Origin of the sequence: Sulfuriferula nivalis (genome assembly GCF_009937995.1) — a bacterium.
Lineage (GTDB): Bacteria > Pseudomonadota > Gammaproteobacteria > Burkholderiales > Sulfuriferulaceae > Sulfuriferula > Sulfuriferula nivalis.
In genome coordinates, this window is record NZ_AP021881.1 from 1,849,032 (window position 1) to 1,867,584 (window position 18,553).

General features: G+C 45.9%; 16 protein-coding genes, 1 tRNA gene and 1 pseudogene. 10 read left to right on the forward strand and 8 right to left on the reverse strand.

The features are described 5' to 3' along the window. Window positions 1–3: 3 nt before the first annotated feature. Window positions 4–1,503 (reverse strand): DUF2779 domain-containing protein, encoded by a 1,500-nt coding sequence (locus SFSGTM_RS09120; RefSeq protein WP_162084877.1) that lies wholly within the window; start codon window positions 1,501–1,503, stop codon window positions 4–6. Window positions 1,504–1,701: 198 nt separating this feature from the next. Here SFSGTM_RS09120 and SFSGTM_RS09125 point away from each other — a divergent pair, with 198 nt between their 5' ends. From SFSGTM_RS09125 to SFSGTM_RS09150, 5 genes and pseudogenes are all read left to right on the forward strand, one after another. Continuing rightward, window positions 1,702–2,640: an FtsZ/tubulin family protein gene (locus tag SFSGTM_RS09125; RefSeq protein WP_162084279.1), complete on the forward strand. Its 939-nt coding sequence runs from the start codon at window positions 1,702–1,704 to the stop codon at window positions 2,638–2,640. 142 nt (window positions 2,641–2,782) lie between these two features. Further along, window positions 2,783–4,882: an AAA family ATPase gene (locus SFSGTM_RS09130; protein WP_162084878.1), complete on the forward strand. Its 2,100-nt coding sequence runs from the start codon at window positions 2,783–2,785 to the stop codon at window positions 4,880–4,882. Window positions 4,883–5,178: 296 nt separating this feature from the next. Next, window positions 5,179–6,092: pseudogene (locus tag SFSGTM_RS09135) on the forward strand (tyrosine-type recombinase/integrase). Further along, complete coding sequence (locus tag SFSGTM_RS09145; protein WP_162083488.1) at window positions 6,089–7,204, forward strand: IS91 family transposase; 1,116 nt, start codon at window positions 6,089–6,091, stop codon at window positions 7,202–7,204. Before SFSGTM_RS09135 ends, SFSGTM_RS09145 begins: the two are co-directional and overlap by 4 nt. Window positions 7,205–7,940: 736 nt before the next feature. Continuing rightward, window positions 7,941–9,218: a HEPN domain-containing protein gene (locus SFSGTM_RS09150; protein WP_162084879.1), complete on the forward strand. Its 1,278-nt coding sequence runs from the start codon at window positions 7,941–7,943 to the stop codon at window positions 9,216–9,218. A gap of 358 nt (window positions 9,219–9,576) precedes the next feature. Here the strand turns inward: SFSGTM_RS09150 and SFSGTM_RS09155 are convergent. Next, a tRNA-Leu gene (locus SFSGTM_RS09155) sits at window positions 9,577–9,661 on the reverse strand. Between the two features lie 407 nt (window positions 9,662–10,068). On the opposite strand from SFSGTM_RS09155, the gene hpnC reads away from it, so the two are divergent. From hpnC to SFSGTM_RS09175, 4 genes are read left to right on the forward strand one after another with little or no spacing between them, the layout of a single operon-like run. Further along, window positions 10,069–10,881 (forward strand): squalene synthase HpnC, encoded by an 813-nt coding sequence (gene hpnC, locus SFSGTM_RS09160; RefSeq protein WP_162084880.1) that lies wholly within the window; start codon window positions 10,069–10,071, stop codon window positions 10,879–10,881. Between the two features lie 8 nt (window positions 10,882–10,889). Beyond that, window positions 10,890–11,723: a presqualene diphosphate synthase HpnD gene (gene hpnD, locus SFSGTM_RS09165; protein WP_162084881.1), complete on the forward strand. Its 834-nt coding sequence runs from the start codon at window positions 10,890–10,892 to the stop codon at window positions 11,721–11,723. Next, window positions 11,690–13,009: a hydroxysqualene dehydroxylase HpnE gene (gene hpnE, locus SFSGTM_RS09170; RefSeq protein WP_162084882.1), complete on the forward strand. Its 1,320-nt coding sequence runs from the start codon at window positions 11,690–11,692 to the stop codon at window positions 13,007–13,009. Before hpnD ends, hpnE begins: the two co-directional genes overlap by 34 nt. Continuing rightward, window positions 12,987–13,727, forward strand: coding sequence for a YciK family oxidoreductase (locus tag SFSGTM_RS09175; RefSeq protein WP_162084883.1), 741 nt, complete (start codon window positions 12,987–12,989; stop codon window positions 13,725–13,727). Before hpnE ends, SFSGTM_RS09175 begins: the two co-directional genes overlap by 23 nt. A 13-nt stretch (window positions 13,728–13,740) precedes the next feature. Here the strand turns inward: SFSGTM_RS09175 and SFSGTM_RS09180 are convergent, their stop codons facing one another. The 4 genes from SFSGTM_RS09180 to SFSGTM_RS09195 are packed head-to-tail and all read right to left on the reverse strand — an operon-like array spanning window position 13,741 to window position 16,513. After that, window positions 13,741–14,238 carry an efflux RND transporter periplasmic adaptor subunit gene (locus SFSGTM_RS09180; RefSeq protein WP_232525953.1) on the reverse strand — a complete coding sequence of 166 codons (498 nt, stop codon included), beginning with the start codon at window positions 14,236–14,238 and terminating at the stop codon, window positions 13,741–13,743. 8 nt (window positions 14,239–14,246) lie between these two features. Beyond that, a complete protein-coding gene (locus SFSGTM_RS09185) occupies window positions 14,247–15,527 on the reverse strand; it encodes a TolC family protein (protein WP_162084885.1) in 1,281 nt (426 codons plus the stop codon). Then, window positions 15,527–16,036 carry a thioredoxin family protein gene (locus SFSGTM_RS09190; protein WP_162084886.1) on the reverse strand — a complete coding sequence of 170 codons (510 nt, stop codon included), beginning with the start codon at window positions 16,034–16,036 and terminating at the stop codon, window positions 15,527–15,529. The genes SFSGTM_RS09185 and SFSGTM_RS09190 overlap by 1 nt, the downstream gene beginning before the upstream one ends. Before the next feature lie 12 nt (window positions 16,037–16,048). Then, window positions 16,049–16,513 (reverse strand): TlpA disulfide reductase family protein, encoded by a 465-nt coding sequence (locus SFSGTM_RS09195; protein WP_162084887.1) that lies wholly within the window; start codon window positions 16,511–16,513, stop codon window positions 16,049–16,051. A gap of 44 nt (window positions 16,514–16,557) precedes the next feature. Here SFSGTM_RS09195 and SFSGTM_RS09200 point away from each other — a divergent pair, with 44 nt between their 5' ends. After that, entirely contained in the window at window positions 16,558–17,958 is a 1,401-nt protein-coding gene (locus SFSGTM_RS09200; RefSeq protein WP_162084888.1) for an aspartate ammonia-lyase, read from the forward strand. Between the two features lie 61 nt (window positions 17,959–18,019). Here the strand turns inward: SFSGTM_RS09200 and SFSGTM_RS09205 are convergent, their stop codons facing one another. Continuing rightward, the gene (locus SFSGTM_RS09205) at window positions 18,020–18,214 is read right to left on the reverse strand and encodes a hypothetical protein (RefSeq protein ID WP_162084889.1); all 195 of its coding nucleotides are present in this window, start codon (window positions 18,212–18,214) and stop codon (window positions 18,020–18,022) included. Between the two features lie 32 nt (window positions 18,215–18,246). Next, complete coding sequence (locus SFSGTM_RS09210; RefSeq protein WP_162084890.1) at window positions 18,247–18,543, reverse strand: DUF1840 domain-containing protein; 297 nt, start codon at window positions 18,541–18,543, stop codon at window positions 18,247–18,249. Between the last annotated feature and the right edge of the window lie 10 nt (window positions 18,544–18,553).

Genomic DNA, 18,553 nt, shown 5'->3' on the forward strand with positions numbered 1-18,553 from the left:
AGTCTATAACCTCATATCTGTGCGACCAGCAAATACCTGCCACAGGCGCACCATGGCGTAAGTATCGAGCTTGCAATACGCTAAAAGCTGCTGCTTGATCTGAGCTTTGCGTTCAGTGTTCGTATTCGGATGAATAGCTTCAAGAAAAGCATCCATCGCCATGCCGCCATCTTGCACACCGTCGAGCGCGTCATAACGTAATTCAGGCACTACGGCAGGCAGCACTTTTTTAATGCTCCAGCTACCTTGCTGACTTGGGTGATAATAACGCTCACGTGCAATAGGCAGCAGATCAACAACACGCTCATTAATGGCTAGCAGCGATTCACTTATCAATGGATAACGTTCAGCCAATTCACGGATACGTGCCGTTTCAAAGCCTGCGTTATAGACATAAACAGGGCCTTGCTGACCACAAGCTGCGATTAACGCATACGCAAATGCCTCGGATGGGTTATTACCAGACAGATCAAGGAAGTCACTATGTTCCAACTCTCCTGATTCAGTTAATGTGTGCAAACTAAACTGGAAGGTAATCTGCTGATATGGTCGTGTGCCTTTCCAGATAGGTACTGCAAACTGAATAGTCTCAAAATCAAGAAAATTGGCTGGAAGCGGATACTCAGCCAGATCCGCCAATGCGCCTTCAGCATCAAAATATACTGTATTGGATACCGTGTAGTCTTTTACTCGTTGTTGCTTATCATTAAGCAAGTCATCGGGTATTTCTGTCATATCGTACAACCCTTGAGCCGCCAGTTCACGCTTCTTGGCCGAAGGAAAACGTGGCAACCAATTAATTGGGTATTCAGGTTTCGGCTCATTTTGACTGCAATATGCGAAGAAGCCACACTCATAAGGCGTATCGCAATGATTACCAATTTTAATATCTGGTTCATCAGTTTCAGCAACGATATTTTGCGCCTGGGTTATCCAACCTTGAACTTCCTCTGTCCGCGCAAAGGCTTCCGCTGTAAGGTCATTTTCTTTTAAAAGGCCGTGATAATTATCGTCGCCAGGATAAACCCAGGAACTGTCAATGTGCGCCAATGCAATAGACTTCAACGGCACACCTGCAGACTGCGTTACAAACGCTTGCACCGCCACATCGTCGCGATGGTAATCTTTAACGCTAGTAGAGGATTTAACTTCCACCATGCGCCAGGCTTGCTTGCCCTCATTTTGTATAGGTAACATGACATCGGCGAATGCCATCGCTCCACCTGCTGAAAAACCAGCCTCAAAAATGGGTTGCGCAATATTCAGTAATTCAGCGCTGCGTTCAAATGCACGCTTAAATCCTTCGCTCTGAATATCAATTAGCGCACCACAACCATCCGGATCATATATTTGCTGAGCAATATCCCCGACCTGGAATCCAATCTGAAAACTGGCTTCAGTTGCATCCGAATCCTCACGTAGATCAGGACGATTGATTTCCAGCCACAACCGTTTTGGACATTGTCGTAAAGCGAGCAGCTTGGATTTTGAGAATGTGCGCATAACTTCCTCGTTAAGAATTACTAGATTAAACAAACTAACTCTATTGTAAGCACGCATGCGACATATTGTGTCGCACTTTTTACATAAACAATAATTTCCTTAAACATCAGACTTTTTGAATCCATTACGACACATTTCGTCGCTGAGGTGATTATGCTGCTTTATCGCTATTTTCCGAAGAATACTTGATTAAGAAAAATGGATAAATCGACATGGGACACCAAATTTGGCGTCATTGCTGTGGGTGGCGCTGGAAGTAACGTTCTTACAGACAACGCCAAATCGTTACCCTATATTCATCGCACCATTGCTATTGATACCGACCCTACGGCTTTACATGATGCAGTAGCGGACATAAAACTTTTAGTTGGCGCTAATCAAGCTAACCAAACTATTCCAAACACGACACTATCCATTACCAACATACATCAAATTATTGATGCTGTAAGTGATCTTGATATAGTGTTTATTGTTGCTGGAATGGGGGGCGTAACTGGAACGAGCATTTCATCCAACATTGCTGAAATTCTACAAAATCACAATATTGCTGGGCTAGCAGTTGCCATTATGCCTTTCAATTTTGAAGGCGAAAAACATAAAGAGATAGCATTAAATGGCGTCAAAACGCTCACTCCTCATGTTAATGGTGTTTTCCAAATATCCAATGAGACATTTGCGAACACAGCAGATAAAAATCACCGTACTGTACCTCTGCTTAAGCATGCATCTTTAGCCTTTGCTCAATTTTATCAATGCATCATAAATACCAGTGAAAAGCCTGGTATCGTCGGTATTGATTTCGCGGATGTGGCTAGTTTCATGAGCAACGATGGGAATACTGCTTTTGGATATGGATCAGCAACGGGAGAGAATAGTATCGAAACAGCAATACAACGAGCAATTGATCATCCACTGCTCACTCAACGTCAATTACCACTCGCCTCAAGCGCACTGATTGCTTTTGAAATAAACAACCAGAATCATCCCATCATGCCAATAATCTGTCATGGTTTTAACGTCTTTCGAACGCAACTTCCACCAGATACGGTCATGTTTTGGTGTGCGATATTTAATCCAGAAATCAATCATGATTTCAGAGTAACAATCATGTTAAGTGGTATTTCAGATGAGAATTGAGGCTATTATCTGCAAATTAAATGAAACACTATAGCTAATAAATGACTCGGATATAAATCTTAGGATTCGTAACGCATTTAATACGACACAAAATGTCGCATGTGTGCCTGATCATTACCCAAAACTTATCAAGGACACGATTATGAAACTCGATATTCAAAAAAATAAATCAACCTTTACTGACAACTTAAATAAAGAGCTAAAGCATTTATGGCTCTTACGTATCATTCTAAAACTTGAAGCGCATAAAAGGTTTTTGAATGAACATGCATTTAGATTTGATGATATAGCACGTGAACTAGGTTTGGACAATTACGTTGATAATCCACGTGCATACAACCGCGATTTAATTCTGACTGAGCTACGTCAAAATTTAGCCACCATTGAGAAGCATCCACCCCAAGCAAAATCGGAATCACGGCTATGGGAAAACCTTGGCATGCTAGGTCAAGCACTTAAACTGAATGATATTGAAATTCTGATTCTCTTTTTTGCCATCGCTGTTAAAACCGAAGATCATTTTGAAGAAGCTATTGATTCTATGGGTAACCTAAATATAGCGTCCATAGAAAAAATATTCAGCATCTGCCTTGGAATTGGAATAACTGATGTCCGGACAGCTCTCTCTGAATCAGGCACCCTATTTCGTACAGGTATCCTGTGGCTTGATATGGACAGTGTTTATACCTTTTCAAACACAGTAGTCATCATGCACGGTTTAACAACTGAACTCATGCGTGAACAGAATGAGCCTTTGAGTTTATTCCATAACCACATCGTCCCATCTTTTAAAGCCAAACTGGGTGCAGAGCATTATTCCCATCTTACCGAAGACACCGCAACCATCAAGCACTATCTTGGCGCTGCCGGACAAGCAAAAAACACAGGGATAAATATACTTATTTATGGTGCTCCTGGCAGTGGAAAAACCGAGTACGCACGAATGATAGCTGAAGTTACAGGACATCATCTATACGAGATAGCCACCGAAACTCGCCAAGCTAAAGCGCTGGAAGGATCAGAACGGTTTCGCGCGTTCAGATTAGCGCAAACCATCCTGGAACGGCGTCATGACACGCTGATCCTGTTCGATGAAATCGAGGATGTGTTCAAAGAGTCACTTAGTAAATCAGGTAAAAGAGACAATCAAAGTGGCACTAAAGCATGGGTAAATCGATTATTGGAAACCAACCCAGTGCCCTCCTTCTGGCTTACCAACAACTTGCCACAACTGGATCCCGCTGTCGTACGTAGGTTTGACTACATACTGGAAATGAATGCACCTCCCCGCAGTGTTCGTGCTCGTATGCTGGATGATTATTTAATTGACCTACCAATTTCCACGCACTGGAAACGTCAAATGTCAGAACATGAAAATCTGGTACCTGCCGTAATTGAACGAGCAGCAAAAGTTGTACGACACATTAAACATACCATTCCAACACAGGAGATGGATAAGGTCATTTCTAGGGTGATGGGCAATACCCTGGAAGCGCTTTATCTACCCCGTATGCCTAAGGCATCATTAGGCATGGATACCAACTATCGCCTAGAAATCCTTAATGCTGACTGCAATGTAGGCGAGATTTGCGATAACTTGGTAACGGAAAAACGAGGCCGCTTGTGTTTGTACGGTCCGCCGGGTACAGGAAAATCTGCATTCGGCCGCTATATTGCTGACCGTATGGATCGTCCTCTGCTCATCAAGCGTGCATCTGACATACTCTCACCATTTCTTGGTGAAGCTGAGATAAACATGGCGAAAATGTTCCGAGAAGCCGAAATCGAAAATGCCGTGCTGCTACTAGATGAGGCTGACACCTATCTGCAAGATCGGAAAAATGCCCAGCGTTCATGGGAAATCAGTGAAGTAAACGAGATGCTCACGCAAATGGAAAGTTTTGATGGTGTATTTATTGCCTCAACCAACCTCATGAGTAGCCTGGATCCAGCCGCTTTAAGACGTTTTGATTTAAAGTTGCGATTTGATTATCTGAAGCCAGAACAAGCCTGGCTTATGTTTACTGACACTATAGCCAAACTAGGCTTGCCGCTCGATGAATCATTACAAAAATCAGTAGCTGCACTCGCTATGCTGACACCTGGTGACTTCGCTACGGTTAGTAGACAGGCTCGGCTGCGTAAAATTACTGATGACGCTGATTTGTTAAGTCGGTTAACGGATGAATGCGCCCTTAAGCCAGATGCAAATAAACGCGCTATTGGCTTTTCATCTTACTGAATAAAAAATTGCAAATGTTGCTATCCACAATCGCACAGTAACAATCAAAGCTAGTTGTACATGAGGGTTAAAAACTAATCTTCAAATAAATGCACTAGGTTGTTAAATTGCGCCGCAGATTGACCCATCTTTAGCATATTAGTCTGACCCACCAAATTTGATAACTGACCATTTGGCACAACGGGTTGAACGAAGCCGCTATCGCGGAGAAATATTCCCGAACCATCAAATTACGCAGCATAATTTCGTCTCCCCCAGCAATGGAATTTTGATTACTGTACCACGAGGAGACGACATTGACAGCCCCCACACCCATCCCCGCGCACTTCGAGCACAATCACCAGCGACTGCTGAATTGCCTCAAGCTCAGAGGCATGCAGCCTAAAACCATCGCCTTGTATTCACACGGCGTACGGCGCGCAGCGGTGTATTTTAATGACCAGATAGACGCGCTCACCAAGCCACAATTAACCGACTATTTTGTTCGCATCCTGGATACCCATTCATGGAGTACGCTCAAACATGATCTGTATGGACTGAAGTTCTATTATGCCCATGTACTCAGCCAACCCTGGCCAGGTGCGGATCTGGTTAAACCACCCAAGTCATATAGCCTGCCCGACATCATTACCGTCGCCCAGGCACAACAAATCTTCATGGCCACCCGCGTATTGAGCTACCGCGTATTCTTCTTCACCCTCTACAGCCTGGGCTTACGATTAGGCGAAGGCTTACGCTTGCAGGTAGGGGATATCGATGCGGATCGGATGCGGGTGCAAGTACGCAACGCCAAAGGCAACCGTGATCGATTGGTGCCGTTATCAGAGAACACCTTGCAGGTATTGCGCCGTTTCTGGCTCACCCATCGCAACCCAAGCTTGCTCTTTCCTAATCGACACGGCGGTCTTGCCAAATCGCACTTGGCACGCACCCCGCTGGATCGTGGTGGTATCCAGACCACCTTGGGTCAAGTGACCCGTGACTGTGGCTTAAAAAAAGAATTACACCACACAGCCTGCGCCACAGCTATGCCACCCACCTGATAGAAGCTGGCATCGATTTACTCGAAATTCAGCAGATACTCGGACACCAGTCCATCCTCACCACCATCCGCCACACCCACCTCACCGAACAACGCCATCAGAGCGCACACACTCGCCTTAATCAATTAATGGAGAAATTCCACATTCATTGGGGCAAAGTCAAATGATCAGACTGGCGCACATCGTAGCAACCTACGCAGCTAAACTGCTTGCACAACACGGTCATCACCTATTGCCCAGCCAGCAAGCTGCCTTAACCGCCTTTCAAACCTGCCGTAGCCAGATGAGCCCGAGGATGCAACTTGCCTGTGATGATTGTCAAACACCCAGCTACCTGCCACATTCCTGCGGTCATCGGCATTGCCCGCATTGCCAGGCGCACGAATCACAGCGCTGGATAGACCAGCAATTACACAAATCCATCCCCGCCAACTACTTCATGCTCACCTTCACCGTGCCCGCCCAGTTGCGCACACTGGCCTGGCAACATCAGCGCGTCATGTATGACTTGATCACACGCTGCGCGTGGGAAACAGTCAACACCTTCAGCCAAAACGACAACAAGCTGCGCGGCAGCGCAGGGGCGGTGACTGTACTGCATACCCATAACCGCCGACTGGACTATCACCCCCATGTGCATCTCGTCATGCCCGCTGTCGCCTTTAACCCCAAACAGCGACGCATGCGTCATAAACACGGCAACTACCTGTTTAACCACAAAGCCCTGGCCAAAGTATTTCGTGCCAAATTACTGGCAGGCATCAGACAAGCAGGACTCACCCTGCCAAACGATTACCCGACCGATTGGGTGGTGGATTGCAAAGCCGTCGGCACTGGACAGCACGCTCTGATCTACCTTGGGCGCTATCTGTATCGGGGGGTGATACAGGAGAAAGACATCCTCTCCGACCGGCATGGTCAGGTCACCTTCCGTTACCGGAACAGCCAAACCAAACAAATGGAAACCCGTACCTTGAGTGGTGTAGCCTTCCTGCGACTGATACTGCAACACATTCTGCCCAAAGGCTACCGCCGCGCCCGCAACTTTGGCTACCTGCATCCCAATAGCAAACTACTCACCCAGCTACAGCTGACCCACCTATGGCGACGGAACAATCCGCCGCCAGCGCAACCCAGACCAGCGATACGTTGCCAATGTTGCGGTGGGGTGATGAAGATAGTGCGCACACGTATCAAAGCGATACCGCTAGCCACATCAGCCCCATCTATAAAACGGGAACACAGAGCAGATGACACAGGGTGGGAGACCATGCGCTAAACCAGCCCACACCGCCCACCTGCCAGACTAGGCAGGTATGGCCGTGCTCGCCCTGAAGAAGGCTGAAATTGGGTTAACATGCCCGAAAAGCCGACTAAAAACGGTGAGTTGAATAGAATAAGTTGCTGCAATGGCAACGTGAAGGTCGTGAAATGGCGGGTGGGATGCGTAACGCGTCCAGTTATGCCAGCATAGTCAAAAAGATATTTCCATAAGCGCTCAAGCAACACCCGCCCCAGCCATGCCGGGCTTGTCCAACAAACGGTTCAGATTGTGGCTCGCTTCGCGATCACAATCTAACCTTATTCGTTATATTTCTTGAGGCGGATCAATATTTAATGCAAACATTTAGACAAAGCGGCTCAATTCGGCATGCAATTTAACAGTTGATGGCATCTAACGTCAATATTCAGGGACGCGAGCCACAGACTTTCAAACAGCGTCCTAATTATTAGGTTTCGATGATTATCAGCGTCAATGAAACCGCTAAAAAGCCATACCACCTCTGGATTAGCTAAAAACAAGTGGGAAATTTACGCGTTGATTGGTGGAAAATATGTGGCGCTGTTTAACACTGTCACCCCAGTTTGGACTAAATTAACTATAGGCGTCCGCTTTGTGGCAAACTGTTAGCAAGTCACTATAACCGCTTCGTACCATCAGCGGAACTTCAGTTGGCACACCAAATTTCCACACATTCATGACAAAGCTCTCAAACAAAGACCGATGCACGCTGTTGAATTCAGCAAAACGCCTTTTTAGCATCAAGTCTCTGCTCGTTCCAAAATTACTTAGCGACTTGCGAGAGATTCCTGTCAAACAACACTTCCCACGCATGCTAAAGCTGACGGGAAACCGAACTGTTTTTCTAACAGATTCTGGTTACGAACACTTTCGTGCTGTTATCGATGTTATTGATAAAGTTGATTTATTCGAGGGAATGGCTGATATCTCAGATATCTGGACGGCGTGGCATAAAGTCGTGGAAAAGTGGCTTTCAAATGGCTCAGAGCCAGAAAATGCCGATGAAGTCGTACATGCTATTACTGAGCTTGTTGCTCAAGAAATCGACGAACACACCTTTATCGTTCCTTTATTCGGCATTGAGCTGGACAGCGTCGATTCCTTTGTTCTTGGGATAATGACGATTTTACGCATGTCGGTGGATGTGCTACATGCTTCAGGGATAGAACATGATCACATAAACGTCCCGCATCTCCTTGAATTGAACAAGAACTATTTGTGGCTGAAAGGCACTACACGAGGCACGCCACACGTAGCGCAACAAAAGTTTTCAGACCAGGCTGCTTTGACGGTAGGGATGCTAGCCATCACTGCCGCTTCGATGTATGAGCTGGGGGCAAGCGGTTTTCGAATTGGCATTATCATGTCACCAGAGGAAGCTATCGGGAGATCTGTTTGGTTTTCATGGCCTGAAAAAACCCGTAGTCTCACCACTCATTATGCATCTCCCAAAGGACAGATGTTTGTCGTGAATAAGGCACTTGGAGATGAGTCTGACATGGTGCGGATAATTTATCGTACGTTCACAATTTTACAAAAGGCAAACGGCAGGACACAGCTTGAGGAAGCAATCGCAAGGGCGGTTTACTGGTATTCTGATGCGCAACGTGACTCCATATTGGTGATGAAATTAGTCAAATATTGGAGTTGCGTTGAAGCATTCTTCTCATTCGAGAATGGGAAAATCACACAAGCCGTTACATCCGGCCTCGCAAGTACTCTGGTCTTCGGTGGTTTTCATTTCGTGTCTACATCTGAGTACAGTTCGCTCAAGAAAAAAATAGCAAATCTGTACAGCCTCCGCTCGCGCGCCATTCATCGGGGATCACATCAACACATCACAGAGCTGGATGTCGCCCAGTTTAGTCAATGGGTAGCTTGGATGATCATCAGCATGGTAGCTTTAGTGGAACAAGGGTATACGACACTTAATGACGTCAAGATGCAAACTGATCGTCTTGACGGTCTTGCAATAAATTACAATAAATAGAGTATCCAGAATACGGTCTAAGACTCCATATTGCATGACTGCTATCTGGAAAATCCAACTTCCGGTTTGTCTCGATTGCTGACATCTGAACTAGGTTAGTCGGATGCCTGCTTTGGCCGATTATGTAGATCGCCACAATCGACGAACACAATTCAGTTGATAGTTTAAGGCTCCCAAAACTCAGTTTGGAAAAGTTCTAAAATGGCGGATTCAAGTTCGAAGTGCAATACTGACTGTATGACCTTTGCTAAAATCTAGTGTCTTAACAATGTCATCAATTGTAAGATGCATTTTTGAAGGACACATAGTCATTAACACGTTCTAAATGTTCTGACATACAAATCCTTCAAAAATATTTTGGTGCGAGTGGGGAGACTCGAACTCCCACGTTTCACAACGCCAGATCCTAAGTCTGGTGCGTCTACCAATTCCGCCACACTCGCAAAAGTAGTGTGCTGTATTATATCAACTTAAACAGATATTAGCTAATTTTAACGCAGGCAGCGCATATTTTTACCACTGAAATCTCCCCGTTTTTTCCCAAACTTTTTCCCAAACTGAGGTAATGAAATTGCATGAATTCTGATGAAACAGGATGAAATCAGATGAAATAGAATGAGAACAAACGAATCTAATTGTTAATTAGATAGATGATTATATTGAATTTACTACTGTAAGCGTTGATTTTTATAGTGTTCAACGAAGTGAGAATTATACATATTGGAACCTAAATCCAGTGCGTCTACCAATTCCGCCACTTTCGCAAGCTCCTTAGTGTAATATAATTCAACCTGTGCTGTCAGCATCTATCGGCAAAAAATCACAAATTTTATCCATACTACAAAACTTTATGGCAATTAACCATTACGAAAATTTCCCTGTTGCTTCAATACTTTTACCTAGACGTTTACGCCGTGCGGTTACGGCCATATACCGTTTCGCACGCACTGCGGATGACATTGCTGACGAGGGCGACGCCAGCCCCGCAGCGCGTTTAGCTGCGTTAGATGGTTATCGTACTGAACTACATCTCATACAGCAAAAAAATACACCCACCACACCATTATTCACTGAACTCGCAGTTATCATCACAAAGCATCAACTTCCACTACAGCCGTTTTATGATCTACTCGATGCATTTTCACAAGATGTCGTCAAAACACGTTATGCCAATTTTGGTGAAGTCATGGATTACTGTAAAAAGTCAGCTAATCCTGTTGGACGATTGATGTTAGCTCTATATCAGGAACATGACCCCCGCAGCATTGCCTACTCAGACGCAATTTGCAGCGCATTACAGCTTATTAACTTCATTCAGGATGTTGCGATCGATTACGATAAAAACCGTATCTATCTGCCCCAAGATGAGTTAGCGCAGTATCACATCAGTGAAGCGCAAATTAAGCGTCATGACAGCAGTGGTACATGGTCACCATTTATGCTTATGCAAATCGAGCGCACACGTAAATTATTACAAGCCGGTGCGCCATTAGGTAAGGTTTTAAAGGGGCGGATTGGGTTAGAATTACGCATGATTATCATGGGTGGCTCAACCGTATTAGAAAAGCTGCATCATGTGCGCGGTGATATTTACCAGCAACGCCCCGTACTTGTCCCCCGTGACTGGCTCAATATGCTCTACCGCGCCGTGCGCGCTAAATAGGAAATACATTGGATCCACATCAATATTGCCAAGACAAAGCTGCTGCCAGTGGCTCCAGTTTTTATTACAGCTTTCGATTCTTACCCGAGAACCGTCGTTTAGCGATCACCGCGCTCTATGCTTTTTGCCGTGAAGTTGATGACATCGTTGATGAATGCAGCGACGCAAATGTTGCGCTGACTAAACTCAACTGGTGGCGACAAGAAATAAAAGACTTGTTCCAGGGACAACCACACCATCCAGTAAGCCACGCACTTGTGCCTGCTATACAGGAATTCAATCTGCCTGCTGAACAATTCCAGGAAATTATAGACGGCATGGAAATGGATTTAACCATGCATCGTTATGAAGACTTCAAATCGTTACGCCTGTATTGCCACCGCGTCGCAGGAGTAGTCGGTGAATTATCTGCGATTATATTTGGCTATACCGAACGTGGCACTTTGCGCTATGCGGCAGACTTGGGTTTGGCATTCCAGCTCACTAATATTATTCGTGATGTAGGTGAAGACGCCCGACGCAATCGTATTTATCTGCCTATGGATGAGTTAGCAAAATTCAACGTGCCTGCCAGCGATATTCTCAATGCGCGACAAACCGACAATTTCAAGCAATTGATGGAGTTTCAATATCAACGTGCGCAGGAGTTTTATGACTTGGCTTTTAGTGAGCTTCCTCAAGCTGACCGTAAAACGCAAAAAACCGGTTTGGTCATGGCGGCAATTTATCGCACATTGCTAGAAGAAATTCGTAATGATGGTTATCTGGTTCTCACCCAACGCACTGCGCTCACTCCCGTGCGCAAGTTATGGATAGCCTGGCGCACCTGGATGAAAGGTTAATGCCACACGTCGCCATTATAGGCGGTGGCTATGCAGGCATAGCAGCCGCCGTTACACTGGCTCGAAACAACATTCCGGTCACGATTTATGAAGCAGGCCAAATATTAGGCGGCAGAGCTCGCGCTGTGCAGCTCGACGAACTCTCCACCCCCGTAGATAATGGTCAACACCTGTTACTTGGCGCATATCAAACGACACTAGAACTCGCTTCCTTAGTACATCAAGGCAATCTTCCATGTCTGCGCTTGCCTCTCACCCTGCACACGGCAAACGGCATACAGCTACAAGCCCCTGCCCTACCCTCACCATTAAATACGTTAATAGCCTTACTCCGCGCAGGTGGACTTAGTCGCAATGAACGCATTGCCGCAATAGTTTTTATGCTCAGGCAACGACTTGCCGGATTTCACTTAAAGCAAGACACCAGCGTGGCGGAATTATTAGCCCAACAACCAAGTACGCTTATCAAGGGTTTCTGGGAACCACTGTGTCTTGCCGCACTTAACACACCAATTACAACAGCATCAGCCCAAATATTTTTAAATGTATTACGTGACAGCTTGGCTCGAAATCAGCATGACAGCGATTTAATCATTCCAAATGTCGATTTATCCGAATTTTTTCCACAGGCTGCTGGAAATTACGTTACCCAGCATGGAGGCAATGTCATCACCTCCCACCGCGTCAAAAACATACTTCGCAACCATGACGGATGGTCAGTTGATGGCGAAGCTTACAGTCATGTGATATGCGCAACCGCAGCACATCAGGTCAATACACTCATCGCAAATTTATCCCATATTGCGCCCATTCCGAAATATGACTATGAGCCTATCATCACAGTCTATTTGCAATATGCCAATGATGTTAGCCTGCCGCGTGCCATGACAGGATTGGTGAATACAACCACACAATGGATATTAGATCGTGGTATTACCCATCAACAACATGGGTTATTTGCCGTGGTTATCAGTGCATCTGGGGCGCATGAAAATATGCAGCATGAAGAACTCGCTCAGGTAGTCGCCGCTGAATTGCACCAATATCTGCAAATGCCTATTCGTCCTCTATGGCACAAGGTAATCGCTGAAAAAAGAGCTACATTTGCCTGTGTCGCAGATATACAGCGACCATCCCAGCGCACAAATGACCCTTATTTTTTCCTTGCTGGCGACTATACAGCCAGCGATTATCCCGCAACACTGGAAGCCGCGACCCAAAGCGGGGTAAAATGCGCGCACTTAATTATTGAGAACCTGGCCAATGAAAAACTACATAGCTCCTAAAACTCTATTACAAGATCGCGTCATATTGGTCACTGGCGCAGGTCGTGGTGTTGGGCGTGAAGCCGCACTCAGCTATGCCGCTCATGGCGCAACTGTGATATTGCATGGGCGTAATGTCGCTCAGCTAGAAGCTGTCTATGATGAGATAGAAGCCGCAGGTTATCCGCAAGCTGCGATTATTCCACTCGACTTTGAAAAAGCTGATGCGCAAGCATTTGAAGGATTAGCAGGTTCTATTGGACTGCAACTTAAACGATTGGATGGTATTCTCCACAATGCTACTGCCGCATTAAGCCCGTTCCCGCTAGAATTACACAATTTTGATCAATGGATGACATTACTACGTGTCAACGTTGCTGCACCTGCCGCGCTTACCAAAGCCTGCCTGCCACTGCTCAAAGCATCACCAAATGCATCCGTCATCATGACAGGTGAATCGCATGGTCACACACCTAGCGCGTTCTGGGGAGCTTATGCGGTATCAAAAGCGGCATTAGAACCTATGGTACAAATCTGGGCTCAAGAATTAGAGAATTTGCATCCTAATGTACGTATCAATGCACTGATACCAGGCCCTGTAAATAGCCCTATACGCCGCAAGACTCATCCAGGGGAAGATCAGATGTCTATTGCGCAACCTGCTGACTTGATGCCTGCGTATTTATATTTAATGGGTGATGACAGCGCACAGATCAAAGGCGAAGTGATCTGCTTATAAAGCGATGCAGCCGCTATTTACTCAGAATAATGAGCGTAGCGGGCTGAAATTCAGAAGTAACCACCATACCAGGTTCAGCCAAGCGCTTGCTCACCGTGGCATTAAAAGGTGCGCGTAACGTACTGTATTCCAGGTTTTTCCTGGCGATAGTCAGCTTAGCCTGTGCCTCACGATAAAGCCCGTCTGCACGCGCATAACGTAATTGCGCCTGTTCATATTCTGTAGTTGAACTCACCGCTCTGTCATAGAGTTCTTTAGCCCGTTTCAAATCGCGGTCGGCTTCAGCAGCCTCTTCTTTTAATCGACTCAACGCTGCTTCCGCTTCAACAACACGCGCCTGATAAATCGTATCATCTAGCGATAATAAAATTTGCCCTTTCTTCACACTTTGGCCTTGCGAAACCAATACACTTTTCACCACCCCGGAAACAGGTGTAGTCAACGGTACATCAACCGCAAATGCCAGCGGAACAATACACATCATGCTTAATGCCAACGCAGTTGTACGCATTATTATCCTCATTTATTATTTGCAACCAATTTGGTTAACTCATTGACTGGCTTACCTACCAATGCACTCAGCTTCGCCATTGCCAGTGCCAGTTGATATTCCACTGCTTGCGACCGTTGTTGTGCCTGCATGGTTTCAGCCATACTGTCACCTAAATTAGTTTTCAACTCTAGTTCATACTCGGCACGACTACGATCCAGCGCGACATCACGGTAATCAATTTGTGTTTTGGCTGCTGGACGTGCACTGTTGCGCAATTGATCAATATCCAACAGCGTATCAAGCAAAGTCTGTGACAAACGCATTTCCAGGCCTGCGCTGATAGCCTGTAATTTTTGGAATTGCGCCTGTTCTTTAGCAATGCGAGCATCAACACGACGCCCTTGATAAATGGGCCAAGTCAGAACCAAACCTGCACTCACAGTGTTACGCGTAGTGGCAACACGACTATAGTCTCCGGCCTCAACCTCAGCATCCAGCCTCGGGGAATTTTCATGCCTAAAACTTGCCAATCGCCGTTGTGATGCAGTTAATTCGGCTTGTTGCGCTAACCAACTGGTATTGTTTTTAAACAATATGGGTAACAAATCTTCGTAATCCGGTACCGCCACATCATTTTCACCCAGCTCAGGCTCTGCCAAATCAGAGGCCAACATACGTGGCTGATTCATCGCATTTGCCAAAGCACTCCGTGTACTTCGTTGTCTGGCAAGGCTGGCGTTACGCTTTTCTCGCAGATCTTGGTAACGCGCTTCCAATGTCGCCACATCAAAGCGACTCAACTGCCCCAACTTCATACGGTCACGGGCATTATCAAAACTGACATACGCCACTGCCGTAAGCTCATTATCAGCAGCATATTGATGATCGGCATTCAGCACATCAAAATACCTTGACATGATTGCCAGACGCTGCCGATCTCGGCTGTTTAATAATTCCAGTTCACGCGCATCTAATTCTGATTGCGCTGCATCAACCGCCGATTGAGTTCGTGAAAAATCATAAATATTTTTACGTGCAACAATATGCCCCACGTTATCAGCTAGCCACTCATTATTATTTCCCGCACTGGGACGCCCCTGACGTAGCGCACCATCGACTGTGACACTCAAATCCCTGCCTGCTTCGGCTGCCATCACATCAGCTTTAGCCGATGCAACGTCGGACTCAATAACAGCCACGTCCGGATGATGTGCATCAGCCGTGGCCAGCGCTTGGTCAAGGGTCAACACAGCAGCCTGGCAGCTATACACAAATCCAAGCAGTAATAACAATAACCAATAGCGCATTACTTGGCAGTCGTTTTATAGACTGAAAAGGGTTGTTGCTTATATCCACCGTCAACCACGTAACGTCCCAACAATAAAAATTCCGCAGCATCCTTGGTCGGACCAATAAACTTGGTCATGACATTACCTTTGGTATCGTAAAAAATGAAGGTGGGTGTAGCTCTTGCCCGTTGTGTCAATGCAAAAGCCTTTTCTGTTGTCGCTACTCCCTGAAAATCCACCATAGGGTTATCACCTTTGACATCCATCTCATAGATCAAAAAGTGTTTACGATAATAATCCTGTACTTCAGACTGGCTCAGTATCGTCGATTCCATCCGTGCACAAAATGGGCACTCTTCCATCATGAACATCAACAGCACACCTGATTTATCAGTTTTTTTTGCTGTCTCCAGCTCAGCCTTGAAATCACCTAATTTAGGCTGAAAAAAATAATCTTGCGCACTCCGCATTTCAGCAAAAGCCATATTTGCTGTAAATAACAAAACCAATCCTAAAATACGTAGCATGTTACCTCCTGATTATTTTTTTACGGGCTTTTTACCATTGATATATTTTTCAACAGCTTCTTTAGTCAAAGCACCCACTTGATATGCAACGATTTTGCCTTCTGGATTAAACAAATATGTCGTTGGTAATCCTTCTACCTGCCCAATCTGTGATGCGATTCTAGGCGTACCTAAAACTATTGGATATGAGATAAACATACTATCTGCAAAATCTATCACCTGCTTAGGATCCTGATATTCCATAGCGATACCAATAACCACTAATTTTGTTTTACTGTATTTTTCATGCAGCGCGATTAAATCAGGTATTTCTTCCAGGCATGGCGGACACCAGGTTGCCCAGAAATTAACCAACACCCACTTGCCTTTATAGGCATCCAAACTTTGTGTGTGACCCTTGGTATCGGTAAAACTAAATGCCCATACCGAAGTCGTCATCAATGACAAAGCTAATATAACTAATACGCGTTTTAACATGAACTATCCTATAATCTCATTTTTTAATTAAGCCATCACACAACATGACTGACTTTCGTACAGAAAAAGACTCACTGGGTGAGTTCAAAGTTCCCGCCGCCGCCTGGTATGGCATACAAACTGCACGCGCAGTGGAAAACTTTCCGATTTCAGGACGTATGCCCGACACTGATTTCGTTCGAGCTCACGTGCAAATCAAACTTGCCGCCGCAATTGCCAACACCCAAACTGACTGGCTTACCCCCATACAGCGCGACGCTATTGTATCCGCTTGCGAGCGTATCTTAAATGGTGAATTTATAGATCAATTTGTCGTGGATCGTTTTCAGGCAGGTGCAGGTACCAGCCACAACATGAACACCAATGAAGTCGTTGCCAACTTAGCCAACGTTACGCTAGGCAGTGACAAAGGTAGCTACACGCCTATCAACCCCAATGACCACGTCAACATGGGGCAATCGACCAATGATACTATCCCCACCGCTATCCGCTTAGCTTTATTAGCCAAGCTGCCAAAACTACTCGCTGCCACTCACCACATGGCGGATGCATTTGATGCGCTTGCGGTGCAAGAACGTGACACCGTTAAAAGCGGTCGCACCCATTTACAGGATGCTGTGCCGACCACATTAGGTCGCGAATTTGCAGCTTACGCCTGGACATTGCGCCGCGTTGCAGACAATTTAGCACAGGTACGTCCGCTACTCTGCGCCACAGGCTTGGGTGGCTCAGCTGCTGGCACAGGACTCAATACCTCACCTAACTATGCTGAAAATGTCGCTGCTGAACTGGCTAAACTGACTGGTGAGCCCATCGTAGTTGGGCATCTTGCCGCGCAAATGCAATCCATGTTCGACATGCAAGCCATCTCAGCTGCGATACGTGGTTTGGCATTAGAGCTTACCCGCATCAGCAATGACTTGCGCCTGCTGGCTTCAGGTCCACGCACAGGACTGGGTGAAATCACCCTGCCTGCTGTGCAGCCTGGCTCATCCATCATGCCAGGCAAAGTGAATCCGGTAATGTTTGAAATGCTCAATCAAGTCTGCTTTCAAGTGTTAGGACAAGATGCAGCCGTTGCCTATATGACGCAAGCAGGACAACTGGAATTGAATGTGATGATGCCAGCATTAGGATCAGCATTATTTGATGCAATGGACTGGCTTACCAATGCCATGCGTGTTGCAACAGACAAAAACCTGATCGGCTTAATCATCAATCGTGACCGTTGCGATAAATTTATCCATGACAGTGTAGGTCTGGCAACGCTGCTGAATACCAGCATAGGCTATGCACGCGCTGCGGAGATTGCTAAAGAGTCTGAAAAAACCGGCAAACCTGTACGTGAAATCGTAGCCGCACATAACTTGATGAGTGAAGCTGAGTTTAACAAACTGGTACTGGCAGCCGCACACGGTGTCGGCAGCGGCGGTGGTGGCGGTTAATTAACAAGGGCAGTGCGTATAACCGCACTGCCCTGTTCGCTTTTCCTGCACATACAAGTAATTAGTCAGCTAATTTTTCAGCTATGTCATCCAGTGCTACGTGCATAGCTGCAACGATCAGTTTGTCTGCCATAACTTGATTAATTTCAGGAATATCCCAATCAAAAATTGCGCGATACTTTTCAACCAGATGACGCATATCTTTAACGATCTCACCACGATGTGCTTCTAATTCCAACTGTTCCATTTTTTCCATAACACTGTCTCCTCGATCGAACCCTTAAAGCATCATTTCCACATTACGTCATTTTCAGCTTTAACAGCAGCAGTCAACAGGTCCACCAATGGTAAGCCACGGTTAGCCATACTCACGACAGCTTCATCATCCTCCGTATTCGCAGTCGCAGGCGCATCAACTGTCGCCGCCAATGCTGTTTTCAACTTAGTTAATGCAGCAGGCACATCTGCTGCCAAAATAGCCCCTGGTACAGTTCCGCTATGCCCCATCATTTTCAGCATAGCAAGACCGACATCGCCAAACATGGTGATATCAGCGTAAGCTTTTGTGGTAAATGTTACTAACATATAACTCTCC